Consider the following 25,968-nt stretch of genomic DNA (forward strand, 5'->3'; position numbering starts at 1 on the left):
TCATCGCGGTCGACGCGAACCCCGACCGCGGCACCCTGGCCGAGCGCGTCCCCAAGCAGACGCGGGCGACCGTCCGCGACGTCGTGAACCGCGCGGCCGACGTCGATCGCGTCCTCGTCCTCGACCGGAGCGGGGGCGGTGGAGCGGCGCCGCGGGCCGGGCGGGGTGATCCGCACGCCGTCGGGCAGGAGGGTCGGAGCGGTGTCGCTCGCTCGCGGGGAGTACTGACCCGATTCCCGAGCCGCGTCCATGGCGGTCCGCGGCGTGGGACCGGTGCCGGTGTCGGTGTCGGGCTGTTCGTCGTTGCGCTCATCCATGCGAACGAGCCTCCTTCCGCTCAGGACGAGTGTACCGGCGGGCCCGGATCGCGCCGGGCGGCTTGGTCGGAGCGCGCTCCGACTGCTAGTGCGGCCCGCTTCCGGAGGCGGCGCGGACGGCGCGTGCAGCGAACGGTTAGGTTCTGCCGCCCGGAGGAACGTAAAGTAGTCAGCCATGCATGTACTCAGCGTGAGCTCCCTCAAGGGCGGCGTCGGCAAGACCACGGTGACGCTCGGCCTTGCATCCGCGGCGTTCTCGAAGGGCCTGCGAACGCTGGTCGTCGACCTCGATCCCCAGTCCGACGTGTCGACCGGAATGGACATCAACGTCGCCGGCCACCTCAACATCGCCGACGTCCTGACGTCGCCGAAGGAGAAGATCGTCCGCTCGGCGATCGCCCCCTCCGGCTGGACCAAGGAGCACCACGGCACGATCGACGTGCTGATCGGAAGCCCCTCCGCGATCAACTTCGACGGGCCGCACCCCAGCATCCGCGACATCTGGAAGCTCGAGGAGGCCCTCGCGAGCGTCGAGGCCGACTACGACCTCGTGCTGATCGACTGCGCCCCCTCGCTCAACGCCCTGACCCGCACGGCCTGGGCCGCGAGCGACCGCGTCGCCGTCGTCACGGAGCCGGGCCTGTTCTCGGTGGCCGCCGCCGACCGGGCGCTCCGGGCGATCGAGGAGATCCGCCGCGGACTCAGCCCGCGCCTCCAGCCGCTGGGCATCATCGTCAACCGCGCCCGCGTCCAGTCGCTGGAGCACCAGTTCCGGATCAAGGAGCTGCGCGACATGTTCGGACCGCTCGTGCTCAGCCCGCAGCTCCCGGAGCGCACCTCCCTCCAGCAGGCGCAGGGCGCGGCGAAGCCCGTGCACGTCTGGCCCGGGGAGAGCGCTCAGGAGATGGCGCACAACTTCGACCTGCTGCTCGACCGCGTGATCCGCACCGGTCGCATCGGCGAGCAGGTCCCCGCCGCGACCTAGGGCCGGTGGGTCCGTCGGACTCCTCCGGCTCGAGGTCTCGGGACGCGGGCGATGCTCGGTGCCCGAGGAGTGCCAGGGACGGCGCCGGCGGACGCTCGGCGTCGGAGTTCAGCGCGGACTCTCGATGCGCGGGCGGAGCCCATCGTCGGATCCGCAGGGCGGGACACGGACGGAGCCCGTCATCGGACCCGCATGCTAGCGGGCGTGATCGGCGGGGAGCTCGCGTCCGGCGGACGGATCACGCGGGCGGGGCCCGCCATTCGACCAGCTCGGTGAGACTCGGGTGCCGCCCGTTGCCCGCTCAGCACGGCTGCAGGCAGGTCCGCTCCTGATCAGCTGAGCGCGCGGAGGAGACCCCGGAGTCCCCGGGGCCGCGGCCGACCCGCGAGGGGTGGGCGGTCAGCCGACGCGGCGGGAGGCGCGGCGCTGGGCGAGCTCGTCGCCCGGGTCGACCGACTGATGGTCGAGCTCGACGAGGCTCGACTCGACTTCGCGGAGGACCTTGCCGACGGCGATGCCGAAGACGCCCTGGCCGCGGCTGAGCAGGTCGATGACCTCGTCGTTCGAGGTGCAGAGGTAGACGCTCGCGCCGTCGCTCATCAGGGTCGTCTGCGCGAGGTCGTCGACCCCGGACTCGCGGAGCTGGTTGACCGCCGTGCGGATTTGCTGGAGCGAGATCCCGGTGTCGAGCAGGCGCTTGACCAGCTTCAGCACGAGGATGTCGCGGAAGCCGTAGAGGCGCTGCGTTCCGGAGCCGGACGCGCCGCGCACGGTGGGCTCGACGAGCTCGGTCCGCGCCCAGTAGTCGAGCTGCCGGTAGGTGATCCCCGCGGCGCGCGCCGCGACGGCCCCGCGGTAGCCCGCGTCGGCGTCGAGCTCGGGCAGTCCGTCGGTGAACAGGACGAGGTCGCGCTGGCCGCTGACGTCGCGGCTGACTTCTCTCATCCCTGTGCCTCTCGGATCCGGACGCCGGATCCTCCGAACGCGCTCCCTACCGTACCGACCGGCGCAGGCCGAGTAAACGACATCGGCCTCGGCGCCGCGGCGTGTCGCACGGGCCGCCCGACGGCCGGCGGCGCGGCCCTCACGAGCGGGCGATCCGCGAGAGGGCGCTGCGCACCATCGCCCCGCGGATCGTGCCCAGCTGGGTCGCGAGCCCCACCGCGTTCTCGGCAGCGCCGGCGGAGCCGGACGCCTCTCCGCGGCGGGCGCTGGAGGCGACGACGCTCTCGATGAGCGACATCTCGCGCTCGACGGCGACGCGGAGCGGTCGGAGATGGCGGGGCTCGATACCGGATCGGCCGAGGTCGACGAGCGCCTTGAGCGTCGTCACGGCCTCGTCCCCGAACACGTCCCCGCCCCGCACGAGCCCGGCGGCGATGGCCTCCTGGACGAGAGCGGGCGTGGCACCGGACTCGGCCGCGAGGCCCTCGCGGGTCAACCGCGTGGCGGGGCCGAGGAGCGAGGCGCTCGGACCCCCGACACCGGCCGGCAGGGCGGGCTCGCGTCCGGCGTCGATGTCGTCGAGGTATCCGCGGATGACCTTGAGGGGGAGGTAGTGGTCGCGCTGCAGAGCGAGGATCATCCGGAGCCGCTCGACGTCGGAGCCCGAGAACTTGCGGTAGCCGGAGTCGGTGCGGGCCGGCGAGACGAGCCCCTGCTCCTCGAGGAAGCGCAGCTTGGACGGGGTGACGTCCGGGAACTCACTGGTCAGCCTGGCCAGCACCTGCCCGATGCTCAGCAGAGCGGCGGAGCCGGTGGGGAGGGCGCGCGCGGAGGAGCGGCCCACGGCTCACGCGTCCGGAGCGGCGACGAGGTCGGCGCGGGACGCGTAGAAGGTGAGTCGGAACTTGCCGACCTGCACCTCGGAGCCGTCGGTGAGGATCGCGGACTCGATCCGGACCCCGTCGAAGTAGGTGCCGTTCAGGGAGCCGAGGTCGTGGACCTCGAACGCCGTGCCGCGGCGGACGAACTCGGCGTGCCGGCGCGAGACCGTGACGTCGTCGAGGAAGATGCCCGCGTCGGGGTGACGGCCGACCGTCGTGGAGTCGGTGTCGAGGAGGAAGCGGGCGCCGGTGTTCGGTCCGCGGCGCACGACCAGCAGCGCGGATCCCGAGGGCAGAGCCCCGACGGCCTCGGCCTCCTCGCGGGACGCGCGGTTGTCGAGAGCGGCGAGCTGGGCGCCGATGTCGTCGGTGAACGTCAGAGTCGTCTCCGTCGACGGCTCACCGGGAACGGAATTGTGCTGGGCGGATGATGCTCCACCGATGGGCTCGACCAAGACGTACCTCCTATCAGGTCAGCGTATCCGAATCGTGACCCTCGTCGGACCCCTGAGCACCTGTGCGGACCCCCAGGACGAGGTCCCGCGTCTGGACGGCGTAGACGATCCCGGCCCACCAGTAGAGGAACGCGCCCCACAGCGCGAAGGCCCAGGCGATGGGGAGCGAGGCGGGCGCGAGGGCAGGGAACGCCTGCCCCAGCATGATCAGCGGGAGCGCGTAGAAGAGGCAGAAGGTCGCGAATTTCCCCAGGTGGTGCACGGGAAGCGGTCCGTAGCCGTTGTTCGCCAGGACGACCGCCAGGACCACGAGCATCAGGTCGCGGGCGAGCAGCACGGCGACCAGCCACCAGGGCACCAGTCCGCGGGCCGCGAGGCCCAGGACGGTGGCGAAGATGTAGAGGCGGTCGGCGGCCGGATCGAGGACGCGGCCGAGGCGCGTCATCTGGTCGAAGCGGCGCGCGATCCAGCCGTCGAGGTAGTCGGTGAGGCTCGAGACGACGAGGGTCAGGAGCGCGAGCGCGTCCTCGCCGAGGACCACGAGCACGAGGAACACCGGCACCAGCGCGAGACGCACCATGCTGAGGACGTTCGGGACCGTCCAGATCCGGTCCTCACCGGTGCGCGCCATGCGCCCAGCCTAGGCGGGGCGCACGGCGGCGTGGTCAGCGCTTGTCGCGCCAGACCCGCTCGAACGGCAGGCGCCAGGCGTGCGGCGCGATCAGCTGGTGGATCGCGTTCGGCCCCCAGGAGCCGGGCGCGTAGAGACGGACGGGCGGCGGATCCTGCAGGAGCGGCGCGGAGACCTCCCAGAGCCGCTCGATGCCCTCCGCGGTGGTGAACAGCGTGTGGTCTCCGCGCATCGCGTCGAGGATCAGGCGCTCGTAGGCCTCGAGCGCGTCGCCCGCGCGGTCGGTCTCCTGGAGCGCGAACTGCATGCTCAGCTTGTCGAGCCGCATGCCGGGACCGGGGCGCTTCCCGTAGAACGAGAGCGAGACCTTCGAGGCGTCCGCCAGGTCGAAGGTGAGGTGGTCCGGGCCGTGGGCACCGACTCCGGAGCCCTGCGGGAACATGCTCTTCGGGGGCTCGCGGAACGCGATCGAGATGATGCGCTGGCCCTCGGCCATCCGCTTGCCGGTGCGGAGGTAGAACGGCACTCCCGCCCAGCGCCAGTTGTCGATCTCGCACTTCAGCGCGACGAAGGTGTCGGTCTCGGAGTCGGCGGCGACGCCCGGCTCGTCGCGGTAGCCGATGTACTGGCCGCGCACCACGTTCTCGGGGTTCAGCGGACGCATCGAGCGGAAGACCTTGTTCTTCTCCTCGCTGATGGCCTGGGGCTCCAGCGCGGTCGGCGGCTCCATCGCCATGAACGCCAGCACCTGGAAGAGGTGGGTGACGACCATGTCCTTGTACGCGCCGGTGGACTCGTAGAACTCGGCGCGACGGTCGAGCGTGAGGCGCTCGGGGATGTCGATCTGGACGTGATCGATGAAGTTGCGGTTCCAGATGGGCTCGAAGAGGCCGTTGGCGAAGCGGAAGGCGAGGATGTTCTGCGCCGGCTCCTTGCCGAGGAAGTGGTCGATCCGGAAGATCTGCTCCTCGCTGAAGGTCTCGTGGAGCTCCGCGTTGAGGACGACCGCGCTCTCGAGGTCGACGCCGAACGGCTTCTCCATGATGATCCGCGAGCGCTCGACCAGCCCGGCCTCGGCGAGCATCCGCACGACGGAGAGAGCTGCCCTGGGCGGGACGCTGAGGTAGTGCAGCCGGCTCACGTCCGGGCCGAGGACCGCCTCGGCGTCGGTCACGGCGGCGGCCAGCGCGGCCGGACCGGCGGACTGCGGGACGTAGCGGAGCTTGGACGCGAACTCGTCCCACTGCGCCGGCGTCAGGGAGCGGCTCCCGAACTCGTCGTAGGCCAGCTTCGCGAAGGCGCGGAACGAGGCGTCGTCGTGCTCCTCGAGCGAGGTGCCGACGATCTGCAGGTCCGGTGCGAGGGAGGAGAGCGCGAGGTGGGCCATCCCCGGGATGAGCTTGCGCCGGGCCAGGTCGCCGACGGCGCCGAACAGCACGACGACATGGGGTGCCGCCTGCTCGGTCTGGACGGCGGGAGCGGGGGGTGCGGTTGTCACGGTCACCCCTCGATCATTCCAGTTCGGATCGTGACGCAGGCGTCATGTGCTCGATACGCACCGCCGCTAAGGTCTCTCCCGTGCATCCGTTCTCCGACGCGTCCGCCGCGACCGCAGCACCCGCCTCCGCCACCGCCCCCTCCTCCGCCGACGGGACGACCGCGCCTCCGCTCGACGAGAGGATCCGCGCCGACGTCCACCTGCTGGGCGAGCTGCTCGGCCAGGTGCTCCGCGAGTCGGGCGAGCCCTCCCTCTACGAGGACGTGGAGCGCCTGCGCGCGCTCACGATCAGCGCCTACGACAGCGGCGACGCCGCCGGGACCGCGGAGGCGGAGGAGTTCGTCGCCTCGCTCACGCTCGAGCGCGCCGAGGAGGTCGCCCGGGCGTTCACCTGCTACTTCCACCTCGTCAACGTGGCGGAGGAGTTCCACCGCGTCCGCGTGCTGCGCCGGCGCGAGGCCGACGCCGGCGCGCAGTCGCCCGAGGACTCGATCCTCGCCTCTATGCGCCGGCTGACCGGGGAGCTCGGGGAGGACGAGGCGTTCGCGCGCCTGTCCCGACTGGAGTTCCGCCCGGTCCTCACGGCGCACCCGACCGAGGCGCGCCGCCGCGCAGTGGCCTCGACCATCCGCCGCATCAGCGACCTGCTCGAGCAGCGCGACGACCCGCGCATGGGCGGCGTCGTGCTGGTGGAGATCCGCCGCAAGCTGCTGGCCGAGGTCGACACGCTGTGGCGCACCGCTCCGCTGCGCGAGTCCAAGCCCACTCCCCTCGACGAGGTGCGCACCGCGATGAGCGTCTTCGACGAGTCGCTGTTCTCGGTGCTCCCCCGCGTCTACCGCCGCCTCGACGACGCTCTGCTCGGCGAGGGCTCGGGCACCCGGGCTCCGGTCGCACCGGCCTTCGTCCGCCTGGGCACCTGGATCGGCGGCGACCGCGACGGCAATCCCTTCGTCACCGCCGAGACGACCCTCGCTGCGGTGGACATCGCCTCCGAGCACGTCCTCATGGGCCTCGAGCGGGTCGCCCGCCGCGTGGGCCGCGCGCTGACCCTCGACGCGTCGACCACTCCCCCGTCGGCCGCCGTCGAGGCGCTCTGGGCCTCCTGCGTCGAGCGGGCTCCCGAGCTCGCCGCCGACATCGCCGAGCGCTCGCCCAACGAGGCGCACCGCCGCGTCCTGCTCTTCGCGGCCGAGCGCCTGGCCGCGACCCGGTCCGAGGGGCCGCTGGCCTACTCCGCCGCCGCCGAGCTGCTGGCCGAGCTGCGCACCCTCCAGGAGTCCCTGGTCGAGGCCGAGGACGTCCGCGCCGCCTACGGCGACCTCCAGGACTTCGTCTGGCAGCTCGAGACCTTCGGCTTCCACCTCGCCGAGATCGAGGTGCGCCAGCACTCGAAGGTGCACCGCGAGACGATCGCCGCGATCCGCGCCGGCGAGGAGCTCGACGAGCGCGGCCTCGAGGTCCTGTCGGTGTTCCGGGCGATCGCGAAGGTCCAGGAGCGCTTCGGCACCGACGCGGCGAGGCGGTACATCGTCTCCTTCACGCAGTCGGCCGACGACCTGCGGACGGTCTTCGAACTGGCCGAGGCGGCGACCGACGGCAAGCCGCCGATCATCGACGCGGTCCCGCTCTTCGAGACCTTCGCCGACCTCGACGCCTCGACCGACATCCTCGCCGAGATGATCCGCCTCCCCCAGGTGCAGGCGCGCCTCGCGGCCACCGGCAACCGGCTCGAGGTGATGCTCGGCTACTCCGACTCGTCGAAGGACGTCGGACCGGTCTCGGCGACGCTCGCGCTCTACGACGCGCAGGCGCGCATCGCGCAGTGGGCGGCCGACGAGGGCATCGTGCTCACGCTGTTCCACGGGCGCGGCGGAGCGCTCGGCCGCGGCGGCGGGCCGGCCAACCGGGCCGTCCTCGCGCAGCCGCCCGGATCGGTGGACGGCCGCTTCAAGCTGACGGAGCAGGGCGAGGTCATCTTCGCCCGCTACGGCAACCCGGACATCGCCACCCGGCACATCGAGCAGGTGGCGGGAGCGACGCTGCTCGCCTCCTCCCCCGCGGTGGGCGAGCGCAACGCGGGCGCCGCGGAGCGCTTCGCCGAGGTGGCGGCGACGATGGACCGCGAGTCGCGCCGCCGCTTCTTCGAGCTCGTGAAGGCCGACGGCTTCGCGCCGTGGTTCGCCCGGGTCACCCCCCAGGAGGAGGTGGGCCTGCTCGCCCTCGGCTCGCGTCCGGCCCGCCGCGGCCTCTCCGTCGAGTCGCTCGAGGACCTGCGAGCGATCCCGTGGGTCTTCGCCTGGACCCAGGCCCGCGTCAACCTGACCGGCTGGTTCGGGCTGGGCAGCGCGCTCGAGGCCGTCGGCGACCTCGACCTGCTCCGCGAGGCCTACGCCTCCTGGCCGCTGTTCACGACGATGGTCGACAACGTCGAGATGTCGCTCGCGAAGACCGACGAGGGCATCGCCCGCCGGTACCTCGCCCTCGACTCCCGCGACGACCTCGCCGGACTCGTGCTCGACGAGATGGCGCTCACCCGCCGGTGGGTGCTCTCGATCACCGGCGAGGAGAGCCTGCTCACGGGCCACCGCGTGCTCGGCCGTGCCGTGCGCCTGCGCACCCCGTACGTCAACGCGCTCTCGCTTTTGCAGCTGCGCGCACTGAAGGCGCTCCGCACCGACCCGGGCGGATCCGGGACGGAGCAGAACCAGCGGCTGCTCCTGCTCGCGGTCAACGGAGTCGCGGCGGGGCTGCAGAACACCGGCTGATCCCGGCTCGGAACGACGGAACCCCCGGCGGCCTCACGGCTGCCGGGGGTTCTCGTGCGTCTGCGGGCGCCTCCCGCCTGCGGAGCGGGTCGAGGCGACGGGCGGATCAGGCCTGCGGGGCGGCGCCGGCCTCCTGAGCGGCCTTCGCCTCCTCGTACTGGCGGCGCACCTCGACCATGTCGAGGCCGCGGACCTGCTCGATCAGGTTGTCGAGCGCGGGGGCGGGCAGGGCGCCGGGCTGAGCCATTAGCGGGATGCCGTCGCGGTACACCACGAGGGTGGGGATGGAGGAGATGCCGTAGCTCGCGGCGAGCTGCTGCTGGTCCTCCGTGTCGACCTTCGCGAAGGTGATGTCGGCGTTCTTCTCGCTCGTGGCCTCGAAGACCGGAGCGAACTGCTTGCACGGGCCGCACCAGTCGGCCCAGAAGTCGATGAGGACGATGCCGTCGGCGATCGTCTGGTCGTGGGAGTCGAGGGTCATCGCAGTCGTAGCCATGGGGGATGCAACCGGGTGCCCCCGCGGCCTATTCCCGGGCGGGATCGAGGAGGTCGAGCAGCGACCGCGGACCGACCACGGCGGCCCCGAGCGCCTCGACGAGGGCGGCCAGCCCCCGGTCGGCCGTCACGACGACCGCGGTCTCGAGCGCGCCGACCAGCTCGACGATCGCGTCGTCGCCCGAGCCGTCGGCCGCGTGGACCGTCAGCCGCTCCGTGAGAGCGCCCGCCTCCGGACGGGCGGCGCGCGCCACTCCCTCGAGCACCACGGCGATGCGCGGCCAGACCGTGTCGGCGTCGATCCCCAGGAGACGGCCGGGGACGCCGGCCTCCGCGAGGCGGGCCAGGGAGGCGAGGAGGCGCTCCGCGGCGCCGGCGCGGTCGCGCCACCAGCCGTCGGGGCGTGAGCCGACCACGTTGGCGGCGTCCACGACGAGCACCGGGATCGAGGAGCCGAGCGCGCGCAGACCCGGCCAGGCCGCTCCGAAGCCCGGGTGCAGCGGCAGGGAGTCGACCTCGTCGGGGGCGACCCAGCGCAGCTCGGTGCTCTCGGCGTCGCTGATGCGGGGAGTGAAGTGCTCGCGGGACTCGGCCAGGACGGTGGAGTAGCTCCACGGTCCGATCACGACGACGCTGGAGAGCACGGGCAGGATCAGGTCGGCGGGGACGCCCGCCTCCTCCTCCGACTCCCGGAGGGCCGCCTCGAAGGCCGTCTCCTCGGGGTGACGGGCGCCGCCGGGCAGCCCCCAGGTGTCGCCGAAGTGGCTCCAGCTGACGCGGTGCTGGAGCAGGACGCGTCCCGACGGATCGCGCAGGAGGAGGCCGGCGGCGCCGAAGCGCCCCCAGAAGCGGCGTCCGTCGCCGATCTCGACCCAGCCGTCGCCGAGCGACGCGTCGAAGGGGTGGCGCGGGAGCACGGCGTCCGCGCCGGGGTCCTCGCTGGTCATGCCCTCCAGCCTCCCACACCGCGCCCGCCGCGCCCGACCCCGACGGGCTGGCAGAATCGGACGATGCGCCGCTCGAGACCCCTCCGCCTCGCGACGCTCGCCTGGCTCGCGCTGATCGCCCTGATCACGCTGACGCCCGCGCCCTACCCGGCCGGGGAGCCCAACGCGCTGATCCGCGGGATCATCGCCTTCCTCGCTTCCACGCCGCTCACCGGCTGGTTCGACTTCGACGTGGCGGAGTTCACCGCGAACGTGCTGCTCTTCGTGCCGCTCGGTGCGCTGATCGCCGCGCAGCTGCCGGCGGGTCGCCGCCTGTGGGCCGCCGTCATCGGGCTCGCCGTGTCGGCGGCCGTCGAGACAGCGCAGCTGCTGTGGCTGCCGACCCGCGTCTCCGACGTGCAGGACCTCGTCTCGAACGGCAGCGGCTCCCTGATCGGCGCCCTGCTGACGATCGCGCTGCTCCGCTTCTCCCCCCGCCGCCGCTCCCGGAAGGACCGCACCGCCCATGCCCGCTGAGACCCTCGTCGTCCTCGACCGACCCTCCCTCGACGCCGAGGCGCACTCGCCGGGAGGACCCGCGCACCGCATCGATCCGAGCGGGCGCGGCGATCTGGACGTCACCGACCTCGGCTTCACCCGCGGCGACGGCGTGTTCGAGACGATCAACCTGGTCGACGGACGGCTGCAGGCGCTCGACGCGCACCTGGACCGCTTCGAGCGCTCGGCCCGGATGCTCGACCTGCCCCGGCCGGACCGGGCCGCCTGGCTCGAGGCGATCGGAGCGGCGGTGGCCGCGCACCCGCCCGTCGCCGAGGCGATGGTGAAGACGATCCTGACCCGCGGCGTCGAGGGCGGCGGGCGGCCCACCGGCGTCGTCTTCGTGCAGACCAGCCCGGACTTCGGCCCGGCCCGGCGCGACGGCGTGCGCGTGGTGCTCCTGGACCGCGGGCTGCGCTCGGACGTGCAGTCGACGTCCCCCTGGCTGCTCGCCGGCGCGAAGACGCTCTCGTACGCGGTGAACCGTGCGGCCGCGCGGGAGGCCGCCCGGCGCGGTGCCGACGACGCCCTGTTCGTGTCGAGCGACGGCTACCTGCTCGAGGGGCCGACCTCGAACCTCCTGCTGCTGACGGGCGGGGAGCTCGTGACTCCTCCGCCGAGCCTCGGGCTGCTGCCCGGCACCACGCAGGCCGACCTGTTCGCGCTCGCGCCGGGCCTCGGCCTCGGGACGGCGGTGCGTCCGCTGCGCTCGGGCGATCTGGAGGCGGCGGACGCGGCGTGGCTGGTCTCGAGCGCGCGCAACGCCGCTCCCGTCCGCGCCGTCGACGGGACCGACCGCCGCGTCGACGCCGACCTCTCGGCCCGGATCAACGCCGCGCTGCTCGCCCGCTGAGACTCCGATCCTCTCCGTGGGACGCCCCGCGCTGAGCGCGGACGGCGTCCCGGAGGAGAAGAGGGCTCAGGAGAGGCCGTCGACGTCCGCGGGGCCGCGGCTGATCAGTCCGCCGCGGACGTGCTCGACGGTGGGGTCGAGCTGGACCGGATCGCGCTCGTCCGCCGCCTCGTCGTTGATCACGGCCGAGACGATGCCGCGCCAGTCGGTGCCCTCGGCCACGGCGTCCTCGGAGCCGACGCGGCGCGTGACGAACACGGCCTCCGACTCCTCGCCCGCGTGCGAGATGACGGCGAGGACGCCGACGGTGCGACCGCCCGGGTGCTCGATCCGCCACTCCTCGTGCCCGGACGGGACGAGCGAGAACTCCAGGCCCGCGTGCGGGAAGCCGGTGGGGCGCAGCTCGGACGGGGATCCGCTCTGCGGAGGCGCGCCGCGGGTGGGGACCCCGGTGCCCTCGCCGCTCGTCGTGCTCATGCCGACGTCGCCGCGGGTTCCGCCGGCTCCGGAGCTGTCGTTCGCCGCGACCATGCGGTCGTCGCCGCTCCGCAGCGCGTCGTCCGCTCCGGTGTAGATGCTGTCGTCTCGGTTCATGGGAACCTCCTTGTCGGCGGCCAGTGTAGGACCGCGGGGTGGGTGGCGAGCGGGCGCCGTTCGTAGACTGGGGGGATGCAGATCCCGGTGACCGGTGCCGTGCGGGTGGACGCGTGGCTCTGGGCGGTGCGCATCTACAAGACGCGCTCCGCCGCGACGACCGCGGCCCGGGCCGGCCACATCCGCGTCAACGGCGAGCGGGCCAAGGCGGCGCAGACCGTGCGGGTGGGCGATGAGGTCCGCGCCCGGATCGGCGGCTTCGACCGGGAGCTGATCGTCCGCGGACTCGTGGTCAAGCGGGTCGGTGCGCCGGTGGCCGCCGAGTGCACGGAGGACCGGACACCCCCGCCGCCACCCCGGGAGTCCGCGCCGGGCGTGATCGTCCGTGACCGCGGAGCGGGCCGCCCGACGAAGCGCGACCGGCGCGACATCGAGCGCCTCCGCGGATTCTGACCGCGCGACCCGGCAGCGGCCTCAGGGGGCGAGCGCGCGCAGGCGCTCCAGGAGCCCCTCCGCCGCCTCGTCGAGGAACCGCTGCTGCAGCTCGTCGCCGACCTGGACGAGGGCGATGTCGGTGAAGCCCGCCTCGATGTAGGGCACGAAGCTCTGGGCGAGCTCGTCGAGGTCGGGGCCGCAGGCGATCTGCTCGGCGACGTCCTCCGGGCGCACGAACTGGCTCGCTCCGGCGAAGCCGGCGGGGGTCGGCAGATCGGAGTTGACCGCCCAGCCGCCGGCGAACCAGCGGAACTGCTCGTGGGCCAGCGCCACTCCCTGCTCCTTGTCCGGCGCCCAGCAGATCGGGATCTGGCCGATCGTGCGCGAGGGGGCGGCGTCCGCACCGCGGACCGCGGTCCACTGCGAGATCAGCTCCGCGTCGGGCTCGGTCGTGATGAGGTGGTCGCCGATCGGCGCGAAGCGGGCGATCGACTTCTCCCCCGAGACCGCCAGGCCGATCTCGACCGGCGTGTCCGGCAGGTCCCAGATGCGGGCGGAGTCGACGCGGAAGTACTCGCCCTCCCAGGTCACCAGCTCGCCGGTGTGCAGCTCGCGGATGAGGTGGACGGCCTCCTCGAGCATGTCCTGGCGCACGGCGACCGAGGGCCAGCCCTCGCCGACGACGTGCTCGTTGAGGTTCTCGCCCGAGCCGAGGCCGAGCGTGAAGCGGTCGTCGGAGAGGATCGCGAGCGTCGCGGCCTTCTGCGCCACCACGGCCGGGTGGTAGCGGATGGTCGGCGCGGTGACGTAGGTCGTGAGGTCGATGGTCGACGTGGCCTGCGCGACCGCTCCGAGCAGCGTCCAGGCGTAGGAGGCGTGCCCCTGCTCGGTCAGCCACGGCGAGTAGTGGTCGCTCGAGACCGCGAACTCGAAGCCGAGCCTCTCGGCGTCGACCGCGTAGCCCACCAGCTGCTTGGGTCCGCTCTGCTCGGTCATCAGGGTGTATCCGAATCGCACCATCGTCCGTCCTCGTTCCGCTCGTCGTGGATGCCCGGGGGCACGTCCCATGGTGGGCGGGGCGCCGGATGCGCGCTAACCCCTTGCCCCGGTCGCGAGCGGCGGCTAGCGCGGCGTCAGACGAAGCGGATGCGGTTCTGCACCCGGGTGCGGACCTCGAACGACTCGCCGTACCCGCCGAGCCGCGGGTCGTCCGTGCCGGAGCGCAGCAGCTGCGGCAGCAGCGAGCGGCGGATGACGACGGCGCCCTGGTGCCTGCCGCGCTCGACCTGCTCGAACGGCTGCTCCAGCGCGTCGTCCGGCACGACCACGACGCTCGTCGAGAACCGGACGCCCAGCTCGCGGCCGAGACGGCGCGCGGCCTTCGCGAGCGAGGCGATCGGCTTCTCGTCCTCGGCGATCCCGGGGCCCTCGAGCTCGCCCTTCCTCAGGCGGACCGGGTCGCCCCAGTCGGCGGAGGTCAGCGCGAGCAGGCCGGCCGGCCCGAGCACGAGGTGGTCGATCTTGAGCCCGCCGTCGCCGACCGCGACGTCGTTCCAGATCGTGTAGGCGATGCCGAGCGCGCCGACGAGCGCGGCCGTCGCCTCCTCGGCCTGAGCCTTCGCGAGCCAGGAGCGGACCTCGCGAGGAGCGGAGCGGACGATCGCCGGGTCGAAGGGGTCCTCGGTCTCGACGCCGCGGCCGAGCCACTCGCGCACCAGGCGCAGGTAGTACTCGCGCGCTGCGCCTCCCGGGTGACCGTAGGAGCGGGCGCGCACGGCCGAGGCGGTCTGCGGGCGCGGTGAGCCGGTGTACGGCGACTGCGGGGAGGACCTCCCGGGGGCGGGAGCGCCTCGGTCGTAGTCGCCGCGGGCGGAGGCGCTGCCGATCCGCTCCCAGGCGAGCTGCACCGCGTGGAACGATGCGGCGTCGCCTCCCGTGTCCGGATGGGTCTCGCGGAGGCGGAGCCGGTACGCCCGGCGGAGCTCGTCGTCGGACGCGGTGGCGGCGACGCCCAGCACCTCGTAGGGGGTGCGGGCGGCGTGGCTGTCGGGCATGTGCTTCCGGGAGGGTCGGGGCGGGGGGTTCCGAGTGTATCGACGCGGGCCGGGCGCCCGGTGGGAGCGCGCACCGCGTCGGCTCGGAACGCGCCGAGCGCCCAGCGGGGGAACGGGCGCCCGGCGGGGGTCAGTGCGCGAGCAGCTCGCGCACCCGCGGGATGACCTGCGTGCCGTAGAGCTCGATGTTGCGCATGATCGCCGGGTGCGGCAGCGTCCCGGCGCTGTACTTGAGGTCGAAGCGGTCGATGCCCAGGGCCTCGACCGTTCGCGCGATCTTCCGGGCGACCGTCTCGGGCGAGCCGAGGTGGATGGCGCCGTCGGGGCCGGCCTCCTCCTCGAAGCGCTCGCGGGTCATCGGGGACCAGCCGCGCTCGCGGCCGATGGCGTCCATCATCGCCTTGTGGTGCGGGAAGTACAGCTCGCGCGCCTCCTCGTCGGTGTCGGCGACGAAGCCGGGCGAGTGCACGGCGACCGGGAGGCGGGGCTGCTCGAGCTGGTCGAGCGCGCGGCCGAAGAGGTCGACGTAGGGGCGGAAGCGGGCCGGCGAGCCGCCGATGATCGCCAGGACGAGCGGGAAGCCGTACCGGGCGGCGCGGACGACCGACTCGGGGCTGCCGCCGACGCCGATCCAGGTGCGGAGGGTGCCGTTGTCGAGGGTCGGGTAGACGCTCTGCTCGGTGAGCGCGGGGCGGGTCGTGCCCTGCCAGGTGACCGGGCCGCCCTGGATCAGGGCGTGGAAGAGGTCGAGCTTCTCCTCGAAGAGGACCTCGTACTGCGCGAGGTCGTAGCCGAAGAGCGGGAAGGACTCGGTGAAGGAGCCGCGGCCGAGGATGACCTCGGCCCGGCCGCCGGAGAGTCCGTCGAGGGTGGCGAAGCGCTGGTAGACGCGCACCGGGTCGTCCGAGGAGAGGACCGTCACGGCGGAGCCGAGGTGGATGCGCTCGGTGCGGGCCGCGATGGCGGCGAGCACGACGTCCGGTGCGCTCACGGCGAAGTCGGCGCGGTGGTGCTCGCCGATCCCGAAGAAGTCGATGCCGACGCGGTCGGCCAGGACTCCCTCCTCGACCACGTCGCGGAGGACCTGGCCGTGCGGCAGCGGGGCGCCGTCCGGGCCGGCGGTGACGTCGCCGAACGTGTCGACGCCGAACTTGACTTCATGCATACTCATGGACTTCTGCAACCTCCGGAGGTCGACGGCTATTCCTGCGGGCGGGGTCCGACGTCCCCGGGCAGGAGCGCGTCGGAAGAGACGATCCCCGCCTCGAGCGCCGGCTCGCGGTAGGCGCGCCCGAGCGAGGCGACGGTGTCGTGCGCGTTCAGGCCGCTCGGGTTCGGCAGCACCCAGAGCGGCGCGCCCGCCACGTCCTCCTCCTGCCTGCCCTGCACCGCCCTGCGGCGTCCGAACGCGATCCGGTAGGCGGTGATGCCGACGACCGCGACGGCCCGGGGCCGCACCCGCTCCACGGTGGCGACCAGCCGCTGAGCGCCCTCGCGCAGCTCCTCCGCGGTCAGCTCGTCGGCACGGGCGGTCGCCCGGGAGGCGAGATTGGTGATGCCGACGCCGCGGGAGACGAGCTCCGCGCGGTCCGCGGCGCTCATCCCCTCGGACACGCGCGGCGCGCGCTCGAGGATCCCGGCCGCGACGAGCGCCGGGTAGAAGCGGTTGCCGGGGTGGGCGAAGTGCGCGCCGGTGGCGGCGGTCCACAGCCCCGGGTTGATGCCGACGAAGAGGAGCCGGACGTCGTCGCCCAGCAGGTCCTCGACGGTGCGGTCCTGGAACGCTGCGAGCTCGGCGCGGGTGAACGGCATGCGACCATCCTGCCGCGGCGCAAGTCCTCTCGGCTCGGGGTCGCCGGTGCCAGCATGGAGGCATGACGAACGCATCCCAGGACCACCCGATCCAGCACGGCAGCGACGACGCGCAGCTCGACGAGAAGCTGCGCGGCGTGCTGCTGCAGGTCGCCGGCGACGCCGAGCTGCGACCGGAGGAGGACGTCGAGACCCTGCTGCGCCAGCGCCTGCGCGACACGCGGATCTCGATCTCGGACGAGGCGATCCCGGGGCTCGCCAAGCGCATCCCCGGCCTCATGCAGCGCGGGGGCGGCGACGTGAACCCCGGGGCGCACTAGCCCCGAGGGACGGGCGCGGGCCGAGCGGCCGCTCGGGCCCGCGCCGGCTCGCGCTACTCGGGGACCGCCGGGCCCTTGCGGTGGTGGTCGAACACCAGGCTCGTGCGCGTCGAGGCCACCGCCGGGTTCGCCGAGAGGTTCGAGACCACGAAGTCCCGCACGTCGCTGGAGTCGCGGACCGCGACGTGGATGATGAAGTCCTCCGACCCGCCGAGGAAGAACACCTGGACCACCTCGGGCAGCGCGCGGATCTCCTCCGCGAAGCGCGTGATCGCCTGGCGCTGGCCGACACGGATGCTGACGCTGATCAGCGCCTGCAGGGTCAGGCCGAGCGCCGCCGGGTCGAGCTCGGCGGTGAAGCCGGTGATGACGCCGCGCTCGACGAGGCCCCGGACGCGTGCGACGCAGGTCGACGGGGCGATGCCGGCGCGCTCGGCGAGCCGGCTGTTGGGCGTCCGCGCGTCGGCGCGGAGGAGGCGCACCAGGGTCCGGTCGACCGGATCCAGGTCGTCGAGGTCGTGCAGATCCTTCGGTGGCATGCGCCCGCTCCCTCACTCCGCCGACGAACCTTCGGCCCGTGCGGTGACTTCCGACCGATCCTGCGGAGTTCCTCCGCTCCGGGCACGATCTTCGCACGATGGGGGCAGAGCCGGTGCAGGATCGGCGCCCACCGCCCGCCCCGCGGGCCGCAGCGAAGGAGCCGCCGTGCGCGTCGGGATCCCCACCGAGATCAAGAACAACGAGAACCGGGTCGCCGCCACTCCGGCCGGCGTCCACGAGCTGGTGCGCCGCGGCCACGAGGTCCTGGTCGAGGCCGGCGCGGGCCTGGGCTCCCGCGTGTCGGACAGCGACTTCCGCCGCGCCGGCGCCCGCGTCGTCGACGGGCCCGATGAGGTCTGGGGCGAATCCGAGCTGGTCCTCAAGGTCAAGGAGCCGATCGAGGCCGAGTACCCGCGGATGCGCCGCGACCAGGTGCTCTTCACCTACCTCCACCTCGCCGCCTCCCGCCCGTGCACCGATGCGCTGCTCGCCGCCGGGACGACCTCCATCGCCTACGAGACGGTCCAGCTGGACGACCGGCGGCTGCCGCTGCTCTCGCCGATGAGCGAGGTCGCCGGGCGCCTGTCGATCACGGTCGGCGCGTACCACCTCATGAGCGCCGTCGGCGGACGGGGCACGCTGCTCGGCGGAGTCCCCGGCACTCCGAAGGCGAAGGTCGTCGTGATCGGCGGCGGCACGGCCGGCGAGCACGCCGCGGCCAACGCCCTCGGCATGGGGGCCGACGTCACGATCGTCGACCTCTCGCTCCCCCGCCTCGCGCAGCTCGAGAACCGCTTCCAGGGCGCGATCCAGACCCGCGCCTCCTCGGCCTACGAGATCGCCGCGCAGCTGGCCGACGCCGACCTCGTGATCGGATCCGTCCTCATCCCGGGCGCCAAGGCGCCCAAGCTGGTGACCGACGAGATGGTCGCCACGATGAAGCCGGGCTCGGTGCTGGTCGACATCGCGATCGACCAGGGCGGCTGCTTCGAGGGCTCGCGTCCGACCACGCACGACGACCCGGTGTTCCCCGTGCACCGGAGCGTCTACTACTGCGTCGCGAACATGCCCGGCGCCGTTCCCGAGACCTCGACCCGCGCGCTCACCAACGCGACGCTCCCCTACGCGCTCGCGCTGGCCGACCGCGGGTGGCGGGCCGCCCTGGCCGCCGACCCGGCGCTCGCCCGCGGCCTGAGCACCCACGACGGCCGGGTGACGAACACCGCCGTCGCCGCGGCCTTCGACCTCCCGGCCGTGCCGGTGGAGTCGCTGCTGCTCTAGGCGCCCGCGGACGCGAGGCCGAGCCCCCCGAGGATCTCGGCGATCTCCTCCTCCGGAGCGCCGCCCACGTCGACCGTGACGTGGAGCTCGTCGTCGCCGAGGGGCTCGAGCGCCTCGAACTGCGAGTCGAGCAGCGTGGTCGGCATGAAGTGGCCGACCCGCGAGGCGAGCCGCCCGGCGATACGGTCCCTCGATCCCGCGAGGTGCGCGAAGACGAGGTCGTCGCGGCGCAGGACGTCGCGGTAGCGGCGGCGCAGGGCCGAGCAGGTCACGACGACCGAGCCGCCCGCGGCGATCCGCTGGTCCACCACGCGGGCGATCTCGGCAAGCCAGGGCGCCCGGTCCTCGTCGGTCAGCGGGATGCCGGCGTGCATCTTGTCGACGTTCGCCTGCGGGTGCAGGTCGTCCCCCTCGAGGAACTCCCAGCCGAGTCGGCGCGCCAGGAGCGACGCGACGGTCGACTTGCCGCTGCCGGAGACGCCCATGACGACGACGGCGCGGACGGGGACGGTGGGAAGAGCGGTCATCAGATACCTCCTACGAAGAGACCGATCAGGAGGACCCCGGCGAGCCCGGTCACCGAGACCAGGCACTCCATCACGGTCCAGGTCTTGAGCGTCTGGCCGATGCTGAGCCCGAGGTACTCCTTCACCAGCCAGAACCCGGCGTCGTTGACGTGCGACAGGAACACCGAGCCGGCGCCGATCGCGAGCACCATGAGGGCGACCATCGGCCCGTCCATGGTCTCGGTCAGCGGCTGGAGGATCCCTGCGGCGGTCACGGTGGCGACGGTCGCGGAGCCGGTGGCGACGCGGATCACGACGGCCACGAGCCAGGCGAGCAGCAGCGCCGAGGCGCCGCTCCCCTCCGCGAGCTGGGCGACCACCCCGCCGATCCCGGTGTCGACGAGGACCTGCTTGAAACCGCCGCCCGCGCCGACGATGAGCAGGATGCCCGCGATCGGCGGCAGCGAGCTCGAGAGCGAGGCCTGCAGCTCGGTGCGGTTCATCCGGCCGCCGCGTCCGAGCAGGACCAGACCGGCCAGAAGCGCGATCCCCAGCGCGATGGTCGGTGTGCCGAGGAAGTCGAGGGCGCCCTTCCAGGCGTCCGTGGATCCGGGGGCCGCGATGTCGGCGATCGCCTTGCCCAGCATCAGCACGACCGGCAGCAGGATGCTCGCGACGGCGGCGGCGAAGCCCGGGCGGTGCTCGCGCGTCTCGCCCGCGCCCTCGCCGAAGAGCGGCGGCGTCTCCACCGGCGCCCAGCGGGCGGCGACCCGGCCGAAGAGCGGGCCGGCGACGACGACGGTGGGGATCGCGACCAGGACGCCGAACGCGAGGGTCACGCCGAGGTTCGCGCCGAGCGCGTCGATCGCGACCAGCGGTCCGGGGTGGGGCGGGACGAGGCCGTGCATCACCGAGAGGCCGGCGAGCGTCGGGATCGCCACCTTCATCAGCGGCAGACCGCTCCGGCGGGCGACCAGGATCACGACCGGGATCAGCAGCACGAGCCCGACCTCGAAGAACATCGGCAGCCCGATCAGCGCGCCGACGAAGCCCATCATCCAGGGCAGCGCGCGAGTGCTCGAGCGGGCGATGAGGGTGTCCACGATGCGGTCCGCGCCGCCCGAGTCGGCGAGGAGCTTGCCGTACATCGCGCCGAGGCCGATGAGGATGCCGACGCCGCCCATGGTGTTGCCGAACCCCAGCGCGAAGCTGGCGACCGCGTCCGCCGCCGCCAGCCCCGCGATCAGGCCCGTCGTCAGCGCTCCGATCAGCAGGGAGACGAAGGGGTGCAGCTTCAGCCAGGTGATCAGCACGACGATCACGGCGATGCCGACGACGGCGGCGAGGATCAACTGCCCCTGCCCGGCGGTGGTGGCGGGGGCGTCCCCGGCGGCGGCGCGGAGGGCGGAGAGGAGGGTCGGTGTCATGAGCGTCCTTGGTCGAGCCGACGGCCAGCGGCCGGCTTTTGTCCGACATAACCTGCGTGTGTCCCGATCATGCCCGAAGATCGGCCGGGGCGCGACTCCGGCGATGGCAGGATGACCGCATGCCCGCGCCGACGCCCTCGCTGCACCACTCGGTGCTGGACGAGCTCGGCTCGCAGATCGTGCGCGGCGAGCTCGCGCCGGGCACCACCTTCAGCGCCGACGAGCGTGCGGAGCGGCGCGGGGTCTCCCGCTCGGTGATGCGGGAGGCGGTGCGCGTCCTCGAGACGCTCGGGCTCGTGACGTCCCGCCGCCGCGCGGGGACGCGGGTCCAGCCTCCGGAGTGCTGGAACGCCCTGGACACGCGGGTCGTCGCATGGGGACTGGACGGCCCGGACCGGCGGCGCCAGCTGCACCAGCTCAGCGAGCTCCGACTCGGGGTGGAGCCGCTCGCGGCCCGGCTCGCCGCGGCGAACGCGACCGAGGAGCAGCGGCGGACGCTCACGGAGGCGGGCGACGCCCTCTCCACCCACTCCCGCGCAGCCGACCAGTCCGCCTACCTCGCCGCCGACACCGCCTTCCACCGCTCCCTCCTGGCCGCGTCCGGCAACCGGATGCTCGCGCAGCTGGGCGATCTGGTCGCCGAGGTCCTCGCTGGCCGCACCCGCAATGCGCTCATGCCGCGCGAGGCCGACTCCACCGCGGTGCGGCTGCACCGGGCGGTGGCCGCCGCCGTCGCCTCGGGCGACGCGGACGCTGCGGAGGCCGCGATGCGGGCGATCGTCGAGGAGTCGGACCGGGCGGTGCAGGAGAGCTGACGGGGTTGCACGCCCGCAGCGCCGCGCGCACAGTGGAGCGCATGGTCGAGGGATACACGTCCGCGCAGGTGCGGGCCGCCGAGGCTCCGCACCTGGCCCGGCGGGAGCCGCTGATGCAGCGCGCCGCCGACGGCCTCGCCCGCGAGCTGCGTCTCGTGCTCGCCGGGCGCTCCGACCGCTCCCGTCCGGCCTCGGTGCTCGTCCTGGTCGGTCCGGGCGACAACGGCGGTGACGCGCTCTACGCGGCCGCCGAGCTCTCCTCCTCCGGAACCGACGTCGTCCTCGTCCTCACGGCCGAGCGGGTGCACCGCCGGGGCCTCGCCGTGGCGCTCGACGAGGGCTGCGGGCAGGTGCCGGCCGACGACGCGCCCGGCCTCGCCGCGGCGGTGGCGCGGGCGGACGTCCTGGTCGACGGGATCCTCGGCATCGGAGCGACGGAGCCCGCGCTGCGGGGGCGGCCGCGCGTCGTCGTCGAGGCGGTGCTCGACGCGCTGGAGCGGCGGGCCGAGCGCCCGGTGGTCGTCGCGGTCGACCTGCCGAGCGGCATCCATCCCGACGACGGGTCGGTCCCCGATCCCACCGTGCTGCGCGCCGATGTGACGGTCGCCTTCGGCGCGATCAAGGCCGGTCTGCTGCTGCCTCCGGGCGACTCCTACGCGGGCCGTCTGCGCCTGGTCGACATCGGCCTCGGCCCGGACCTGGCCGGAGTGGAGCCCGCGGTCCGCGAGTGAGTGAGCGGCTCAGGAGGGAGCGAGGAGGTGCGCCTTCTCGGGGTGCTGCTCGAACCACTGTCCGACGTACCAGCACATCGGCACGACGCTCCGCCCGCCGGCGGCCTCGATGTCGTCGACGGCGAAGGAGACCAGCTCGCCGGCGAGCCCGCGGCCTCGGAAGGGCGGGGTCGTGAAGGAGCGGACGAGGGAGACGCTGCCGGGCGCCTCGCGGTAGTCGAGGACGCCCACCAGGGCGCCGTCGAGGTGGAGCTCGTAGCGCGACGCGTCGTCCGCCCGGCGGAAGTCCTTGGCCATGCCTCCAGAGTAGGACGGCCCGGACGGATCAGGCCTCGTCGCCGAGCATCTCGCCGTCGACGTAGAGCCAGCGACCGTCCTCGCGCAGGAAGCGGCTGCGCTCGTGCACGAGGCCGGGGCCGGCGGGCGAGCGGTAGGAGGCGCGGAACTCGACCAGGCCCTCCTCGTCGCCCTCCCCGCCGAACGAGGTGTCGACGATCTGGAGCCGGCGCCACTGCACGTCGGGATCGAGGTCGATGCGGCGCGGCCGGGTCGAGGGGTGCCAGCTCGCGAGCAGGTAGGGAGCGCTGCCGAGGACGTTCGCGCTGTAGCGGCTGCGCATCAGGCGCTCCGCCGTCGGCGAGGGCTCCTCGCCGAGGTGGGCGGGGCGGCAGCAGTCGGCGTAGTGGCGGCGGCTTCCGCAGGGGCAGGAGTCGGCGGGGTGCATCCGGCCAGTGTGGCAGGCGATGCGGCGCCCCCGGCCCGGCGCGGCTCCGGCGAGCGCCGCGACTCCCCGGGCCGTCCAGGTGTGCATCCCCTCCACATCCGCTCCGCCGCCTTGAGGGTGCCGCCGGATCCCGGCAACGTGGCCCCCTCATCGACCACGGACGGAAGGAACGACCCGATGCTCACGCTCACCGACAACGCCAGCACCGTCGTCAAGACCATCACCGGGCAGACCGAGACCCCCGTCGAGGGAGGCCTGCGCATCAGCGGCACCGATCTCGACGCCCGCAACTTCGCTGTCGCGGTCGCCGCGGCCCCCGAGACGACGGACGCCGTCGTGGAGCAGGACGGAGCGCGCGTGTTCCTCGACGTCGCCGCCTCCGTCGCTCTCGGCGACAAGGTCCTCGACGCGCAGGTGGACGAGGGCGGCTCCGTCAGCTTCGGGATCGCTCCCCAGGACTGACCCCGTCGACATCGGAGGCCGCCCCCACCGCAGTGCGGGAGGGCGGCCTCCGTCGTCCCAGGATCAGGAGAGGACGTCGCGGGTGGTGAAGCGGCCGATCGCGAGGGACCCGAACACGGCGACGTAGGCGAGCTGGAGCAGCGCGTTCTCGCCGAAGGAGCTCCACGCGATCGGGTCGCGCAGGAGGTCGGCGAAGTCGAACCACCGGTCGGTCAGCAGGAACGGGTGGAGGGCGTCCAGCTGCGAGAGCGAGCCGACGATCTGCGCCGCGATGGAGACGACGACGGTGGCCGCCATGGCGCCGACCGGCACATCGGTCAGCGTCGAGATGAAGAGGCCGATCGCCGAGAGCCCGACCAGCGAGAGCGCCGCGTACACGGCGATCGCCAGGGCCCGGCCGATCGCGTCGCCGAGCGGGACGGTGCTGCCGGAGAGCAGCGTCACCGGTCCCGCCGGGAAGAGCGCCAGGCCGATCAGGATCCCGACCACCATGACGGTGAGTGCTGCGGCGAGGCAGAAGGCGAGGGAGGCGGCGAACTTCACCGCGAGCAGCCGCACGCGGCCGACGGGGCTGACCAGCAGGTAGCGCAGCGTCCCGAGCGAGGCCTCGCCCGCGATCGCGTCGCCGGCGACGACCCCGACCGTGAGCGGGAGGAACAGCGGGACGGCGACCGTGATGGCCGCGAAGCCGGTGAAGAGGCCGTTGCCGGCGATCGCGCCCACGAAGGACGGCCCGCCTCCGTCACCGCCCGAGAGCCGCACTGCGACGGCGAGCAGGATCGGGATGGCGGCGAGGGCCGCGAGCAGCGCCCAGGTACGGCGCCGGCGGAAGAGCAGGGCGAGCTCGGAGGCGAGCAGGGACCCGATCTCCGCGCGGCGGACGGTCGCGTCAGCGCTCGACATCTAAGCCCTCCCCGGTCAGCTCGACGAAGCGCTCCTCGAGCGAGGGGCGGCGGACGGCGAACCCGCGGACGCGGACGTCGGCCCGCACGAGGTCGGCCACCAGCGTCTCGGCCGCGAGCCTGGGCGGCAGAGCGGCGACGACCAGCGGCGGATCGGCGGGGTGCGGGCCCGGCGCGGTGCGCGGCTCCAGACCCCGGGTGTGCAGGGCCACGATCGCGCGCTCGCGGTCGGGCGTCAGCAGCTCGACCGAGGCGGCGTCCCCGCGCAGCTCGTCCAGCCCGCCCTGGGCGACGAGGCGCCCTGTGCGCATGACGGCGGCGTGGGTGCAGAGCTGCTCGATCTCGGCGAGGAGGTGGCTGGAGACGAGGACGGTCGTGCCGTCCTGGTTCAGTCCGCGCACGAGGGCGCGGACCTCGCGGGTGCCCTGCGGGTCGAGGCCGTTCGTGGGCTCGTCCAGCACGATCAGGTCGCGCGGCGAGAGGAGGGCGACCGCGATGCCGAGCCGCTGCTTCATGCCCAGGGAGTAGGAGCCGACCTTCTTGCGCGCCGCGGCCGAGAGGCCGACGCGGGCGAGGGCCTCCTTCGCGCGGGTGTCGCGGGTGCGGGACGAGGTGCCCGCCTCCGCGGCGTCGAAGCGCCGGAGGTTGGCCGCTCCGGAGAGGAACGGGTAGAAGCCCGGCCCCTCGACCAGCGCCCCCACCCGGGGCAGGACCTCGGCCGCGCGCCGGGGCATGGCCTGCCCGAGGACGGTGATGCTGCCCGCGGTCGGCGCGGCGAGGGCGAGCAGCATCCGGATCGTCGTGGTCTTGCCCGAGCCGTTCGGGCCGAGGAAGCCGAAGACGGCGCCGCGGGGAACGGCGAGGTCGAGACCGGAGACCGCCTCCTGGCGCCCGAAGCGCTTGGTGAGGCCGCGCGTCTCGACGGCGAGCTCGCCCGCCGTCACCGAGCGGAGGCCGCGTCGCGGAGCGTCTCGGCCGGGACTGCGCCGGCGAGGACGCGTCCGTCGTCGGTGACGAGGACGGTCAGCAGGGCGGAGGAGAGGATGCGGCCGCCGTCGACCGGCGTGGTGACCTCGTCGAGCGAGGAGAGCGCGTCGGCGTCACCGGCGGGCAGCTCGACGACGCTCGTCCAGCCGGAGCCCGTGGTGACGACGTCGGAGTGCCCGGTGGTGTCCGCGGCGGGCGCGTCGGAGGCGTCCGCCTCGTCGTCGACCGGAGCGGCCTGCTCCGTCACCTCGGCGCCGGCCGGGGGCGTGAAGGAGAAGAGGGACGCGTCGGGTGTCGAGAAGTCGATGCTCGTGTACGCGACGCTGAACGCGGGCGCGGTGCCCCCGCGGGCGGTCACGGCTACCCCGAGCGGGAGGCCCGTCTCGCCGTCGACCGAGACGGTCACGGAGCCCACGAGGGTGCCGCCGTCGCGGGGCGTGAGCACGAGCTCGTACGCATCGCGCCCGGCGACGCTGACGTCCGAGCCGACCGCGACCGTGGTCGTCGGGTCGATCGCGGCGAGCAGCTGCTCGGCGGCGGACGACGGCGTCACGACCTGATCGCCCGGCGAGGCCTCGGGGGCTCCGCCGGCGGGAGGCACGAGGTGGGTGGCGGTGTTCGCGCTCGAGTCGTAGATCCAGACTCCGTCGGTCGTCGAGGCGACGACGTCGCGCTCGGCCAGCCGGTCGAGCACCTGGAGGCGCGCGCCCTTCTCAGCGTCGACGTACACGCGCGCCTGGTGCGAGCCGGTGGCGAGCTCGACGAGGGAGTCGGCGGGGTCGGCGGACGCCGAGCCGGCGGAGCCGCCGAGCGCCGAGAGGTCGGGCAGGCCGAGGTCCGAGGTCTGCTGGATCTCGCCGGAGAACGCCGTGGCGTCGCTCTCGGCGACGAAGGCGAGGAGGTCGGCGGCGGACTTCTCGGGGAGGTCCCCCGCGGCGCTCGCCGAGAGGGGGAGGGCGACGGCCGCGGCGACGACGACCGCGGGGACGACGGCGACGGGCGTCCAGCGCTTCCAGTCAATGCTCATGCCGGGAACGCTACGCCTCGAACCTCCGCGGCGGGCCCG

General features: G+C 73.6%; 31 protein-coding genes. 10 read left to right on the plus strand and 21 right to left on the minus strand.

Annotation, left to right across the window (positions count from 1 at the left end):
* Positions 1-317, minus strand: a 317-nt coding sequence (locus C5C74_RS05855; protein WP_219813443.1) for a hypothetical protein, incomplete at its 3' end; no start/stop codon positions are given.
* Positions 318-492: 175 nt separating this feature from the next.
* Here C5C74_RS05855 and C5C74_RS05860 point away from each other — a divergent pair.
* Positions 493-1,302, plus strand: coding sequence for a ParA family protein (locus C5C74_RS05860; RefSeq protein ID WP_104222576.1), 810 nt, complete (start codon positions 493-495; stop codon positions 1,300-1,302).
* A 399-nt stretch (positions 1,303-1,701) separates the two neighbouring features.
* Here the strand turns inward: C5C74_RS05860 and C5C74_RS05865 are convergent, their stop codons facing one another.
* The 5 genes from C5C74_RS05865 to zwf form a co-directional block, all read right to left on the minus strand.
* Positions 1,702-2,247 carry a MerR family transcriptional regulator gene (locus C5C74_RS05865; protein ID WP_104222575.1) on the minus strand — a complete coding sequence of 182 codons (546 nt, stop codon included), beginning with the start codon at positions 2,245-2,247 and terminating at the stop codon, positions 1,702-1,704.
* Between the two features lie 139 nt (positions 2,248-2,386).
* A complete protein-coding gene (locus C5C74_RS05870; protein ID WP_104222574.1) occupies positions 2,387-3,091 on the minus strand; it encodes a MerR family transcriptional regulator in 705 nt (234 codons plus the stop codon).
* Between the two features lie 3 nt (positions 3,092-3,094).
* Entirely contained in the window at positions 3,095-3,583 is a 489-nt protein-coding gene (locus tag C5C74_RS05875; protein ID WP_374953496.1) for an FHA domain-containing protein, read from the minus strand.
* Between the two features lie 13 nt (positions 3,584-3,596).
* Entirely contained in the window at positions 3,597-4,214 is a 618-nt protein-coding gene (locus C5C74_RS05880; protein WP_104222572.1) for a CDP-alcohol phosphatidyltransferase family protein, read from the minus strand.
* A 34-nt stretch (positions 4,215-4,248) separates the two neighbouring features.
* Positions 4,249-5,712 (minus strand): glucose-6-phosphate dehydrogenase, encoded by a 1,464-nt coding sequence (gene zwf, locus C5C74_RS05885; RefSeq protein ID WP_104225448.1) that lies wholly within the window; start codon positions 5,710-5,712, stop codon positions 4,249-4,251.
* A 44-nt stretch (positions 5,713-5,756) separates the two neighbouring features.
* On the opposite strand from zwf, the gene C5C74_RS05890 reads away from it, so the two are divergent.
* Positions 5,757-8,480: a phosphoenolpyruvate carboxylase gene (locus C5C74_RS05890; protein ID WP_104222571.1), complete on the plus strand. Its 2,724-nt coding sequence runs from the start codon at positions 5,757-5,759 to the stop codon at positions 8,478-8,480.
* 106 nt (positions 8,481-8,586) lie between these two features.
* On the opposite strand, the gene trxA is transcribed toward C5C74_RS05890, so the two are convergent.
* Positions 8,587-8,976, minus strand: a complete 390-nt coding sequence (gene trxA, locus C5C74_RS05895) for a thioredoxin (protein ID WP_104225382.1) — start codon at positions 8,974-8,976, stop codon at positions 8,587-8,589.
* Between the two features lie 28 nt (positions 8,977-9,004).
* A complete protein-coding gene (locus C5C74_RS05900) occupies positions 9,005-9,922 on the minus strand; it encodes an NUDIX domain-containing protein (protein ID WP_104336003.1) in 918 nt (305 codons plus the stop codon).
* A 63-nt stretch (positions 9,923-9,985) separates the two neighbouring features.
* Here C5C74_RS05900 and C5C74_RS05905 point away from each other — a divergent pair, with 63 nt between their 5' ends.
* The gene (locus tag C5C74_RS05905) at positions 9,986-10,438 is read left to right on the plus strand and encodes a VanZ family protein (RefSeq protein ID WP_104222568.1); all 453 of its coding nucleotides are present in this window, start codon (positions 9,986-9,988) and stop codon (positions 10,436-10,438) included.
* Positions 10,428-11,312: an aminotransferase class IV gene (locus tag C5C74_RS05910; protein ID WP_104351141.1), complete on the plus strand. Its 885-nt coding sequence runs from the start codon at positions 10,428-10,430 to the stop codon at positions 11,310-11,312. Before C5C74_RS05905 ends, C5C74_RS05910 begins: the two co-directional genes overlap by 11 nt.
* Positions 11,313-11,378: 66 nt before the next feature.
* Here the strand turns inward: C5C74_RS05910 and C5C74_RS05915 are convergent, their stop codons facing one another.
* On the minus strand, positions 11,379-11,906 hold the full coding sequence (locus C5C74_RS05915) for a hypothetical protein (RefSeq protein WP_104225386.1): 528 nt from the start codon (positions 11,904-11,906) through the stop codon (positions 11,379-11,381).
* A 75-nt stretch (positions 11,907-11,981) separates the two neighbouring features.
* Between C5C74_RS05915 and C5C74_RS05920 the strand changes: the two genes are divergently transcribed.
* Positions 11,982-12,359, plus strand: a complete 378-nt coding sequence (locus tag C5C74_RS05920) for an RNA-binding S4 domain-containing protein (RefSeq protein ID WP_181134651.1) — start codon at positions 11,982-11,984, stop codon at positions 12,357-12,359.
* Positions 12,360-12,380: 21 nt separating this feature from the next.
* Here C5C74_RS05920 and C5C74_RS05925 read toward each other — a convergent pair whose 3' ends face one another.
* From C5C74_RS05925 to C5C74_RS05940, 4 genes are all read right to left on the minus strand, one after another.
* Positions 12,381-13,361, minus strand: coding sequence for a TIGR03557 family F420-dependent LLM class oxidoreductase (locus C5C74_RS05925; RefSeq protein WP_104222565.1), 981 nt, complete (start codon positions 13,359-13,361; stop codon positions 12,381-12,383).
* Positions 13,362-13,474: 113 nt separating this feature from the next.
* A complete protein-coding gene (locus C5C74_RS05930) occupies positions 13,475-14,395 on the minus strand; it encodes a J domain-containing protein (protein ID WP_104222564.1) in 921 nt (306 codons plus the stop codon).
* Between the two features lie 130 nt (positions 14,396-14,525).
* Entirely contained in the window at positions 14,526-15,560 is a 1,035-nt protein-coding gene (locus tag C5C74_RS05935) for an LLM class flavin-dependent oxidoreductase (protein WP_104225389.1), read from the minus strand.
* Positions 15,561-15,595: 35 nt separating this feature from the next.
* Entirely contained in the window at positions 15,596-16,207 is a 612-nt protein-coding gene (locus C5C74_RS05940; protein ID WP_104222562.1) for a mismatch-specific DNA-glycosylase, read from the minus strand.
* Between the two features lie 62 nt (positions 16,208-16,269).
* Between C5C74_RS05940 and C5C74_RS05945 the strand changes: the two genes are divergently transcribed.
* Positions 16,270-16,527: a hypothetical protein gene (locus C5C74_RS05945; RefSeq protein ID WP_104222561.1), complete on the plus strand. Its 258-nt coding sequence runs from the start codon at positions 16,270-16,272 to the stop codon at positions 16,525-16,527.
* Positions 16,528-16,580: 53 nt separating this feature from the next.
* Here the strand turns inward: C5C74_RS05945 and C5C74_RS05950 are convergent, their stop codons facing one another.
* On the minus strand, positions 16,581-17,066 hold the full coding sequence (locus C5C74_RS05950; RefSeq protein ID WP_104222560.1) for an Lrp/AsnC family transcriptional regulator: 486 nt from the start codon (positions 17,064-17,066) through the stop codon (positions 16,581-16,583).
* Between the two features lie 166 nt (positions 17,067-17,232).
* On the opposite strand from C5C74_RS05950, the gene ald reads away from it, so the two are divergent.
* Positions 17,233-18,348 (plus strand): alanine dehydrogenase, encoded by a 1,116-nt coding sequence (ald, locus tag C5C74_RS05955; protein WP_104351142.1) that lies wholly within the window; start codon positions 17,233-17,235, stop codon positions 18,346-18,348.
* On the opposite strand, the gene C5C74_RS05960 is transcribed toward ald, so the two are convergent.
* Both C5C74_RS05960 and C5C74_RS05965 read right to left on the minus strand, forming a co-directional pair.
* Positions 18,345-18,875: a gluconokinase gene (locus tag C5C74_RS05960; protein ID WP_104222558.1), complete on the minus strand. Its 531-nt coding sequence runs from the start codon at positions 18,873-18,875 to the stop codon at positions 18,345-18,347. The genes ald and C5C74_RS05960 overlap by 4 nt on opposite strands.
* Entirely contained in the window at positions 18,875-20,281 is a 1,407-nt protein-coding gene (locus tag C5C74_RS05965) for a GntP family permease (RefSeq protein ID WP_104351143.1), read from the minus strand. The genes C5C74_RS05960 and C5C74_RS05965 overlap by 1 nt, the downstream gene beginning before the upstream one ends.
* A gap of 119 nt (positions 20,282-20,400) precedes the next feature.
* On the opposite strand from C5C74_RS05965, the gene C5C74_RS05970 reads away from it, so the two are divergent.
* Both C5C74_RS05970 and C5C74_RS05975 read left to right on the plus strand, forming a co-directional pair.
* Positions 20,401-21,096: a FadR/GntR family transcriptional regulator gene (locus C5C74_RS05970; RefSeq protein WP_104318946.1), complete on the plus strand. Its 696-nt coding sequence runs from the start codon at positions 20,401-20,403 to the stop codon at positions 21,094-21,096.
* Between the two features lie 41 nt (positions 21,097-21,137).
* A complete protein-coding gene (locus tag C5C74_RS05975; protein ID WP_104225395.1) occupies positions 21,138-21,827 on the plus strand; it encodes an NAD(P)H-hydrate epimerase in 690 nt (229 codons plus the stop codon).
* A gap of 9 nt (positions 21,828-21,836) precedes the next feature.
* On the opposite strand, the gene C5C74_RS05980 is transcribed toward C5C74_RS05975, so the two are convergent.
* Positions 21,837-22,124 (minus strand): GNAT family N-acetyltransferase, encoded by a 288-nt coding sequence (locus C5C74_RS05980; RefSeq protein WP_104222554.1) that lies wholly within the window; start codon positions 22,122-22,124, stop codon positions 21,837-21,839.
* A gap of 28 nt (positions 22,125-22,152) precedes the next feature.
* Complete coding sequence (locus C5C74_RS05985; protein ID WP_104225449.1) at positions 22,153-22,551, minus strand: YchJ family protein; 399 nt, start codon at positions 22,549-22,551, stop codon at positions 22,153-22,155.
* A 177-nt stretch (positions 22,552-22,728) separates the two neighbouring features.
* Here C5C74_RS05985 and C5C74_RS05990 point away from each other — a divergent pair, with 177 nt between their 5' ends.
* Positions 22,729-23,013 carry a hypothetical protein gene (locus C5C74_RS05990; RefSeq protein ID WP_104222553.1) on the plus strand — a complete coding sequence of 95 codons (285 nt, stop codon included), beginning with the start codon at positions 22,729-22,731 and terminating at the stop codon, positions 23,011-23,013.
* A gap of 63 nt (positions 23,014-23,076) precedes the next feature.
* On the opposite strand, the gene C5C74_RS05995 is transcribed toward C5C74_RS05990, so the two are convergent.
* The 3 genes from C5C74_RS05995 to C5C74_RS06005 are packed head-to-tail and all read right to left on the minus strand — an operon-like array spanning position 23,077 to position 25,929.
* Positions 23,077-23,916: an ABC transporter permease gene (locus tag C5C74_RS05995; RefSeq protein ID WP_104351144.1), complete on the minus strand. Its 840-nt coding sequence runs from the start codon at positions 23,914-23,916 to the stop codon at positions 23,077-23,079.
* A complete protein-coding gene (locus C5C74_RS06000) occupies positions 23,903-24,859 on the minus strand; it encodes an ABC transporter ATP-binding protein (RefSeq protein WP_104351145.1) in 957 nt (318 codons plus the stop codon). The genes C5C74_RS05995 and C5C74_RS06000 overlap by 14 nt, the downstream gene beginning before the upstream one ends.
* A complete protein-coding gene (locus C5C74_RS06005) occupies positions 24,856-25,929 on the minus strand; it encodes a DUF2092 domain-containing protein (protein WP_104351146.1) in 1,074 nt (357 codons plus the stop codon). Before C5C74_RS06005 ends, C5C74_RS06000 begins: the two co-directional genes overlap by 4 nt.
* Positions 25,930-25,968: the final 39 nt, after the last annotated feature.

Origin of the sequence: Rathayibacter sp. AY1E8 (genome assembly GCF_002931415.1) — a bacterium.
Taxonomy (GTDB): domain Bacteria; phylum Actinomycetota; class Actinomycetes; order Actinomycetales; family Microbacteriaceae; genus Rathayibacter.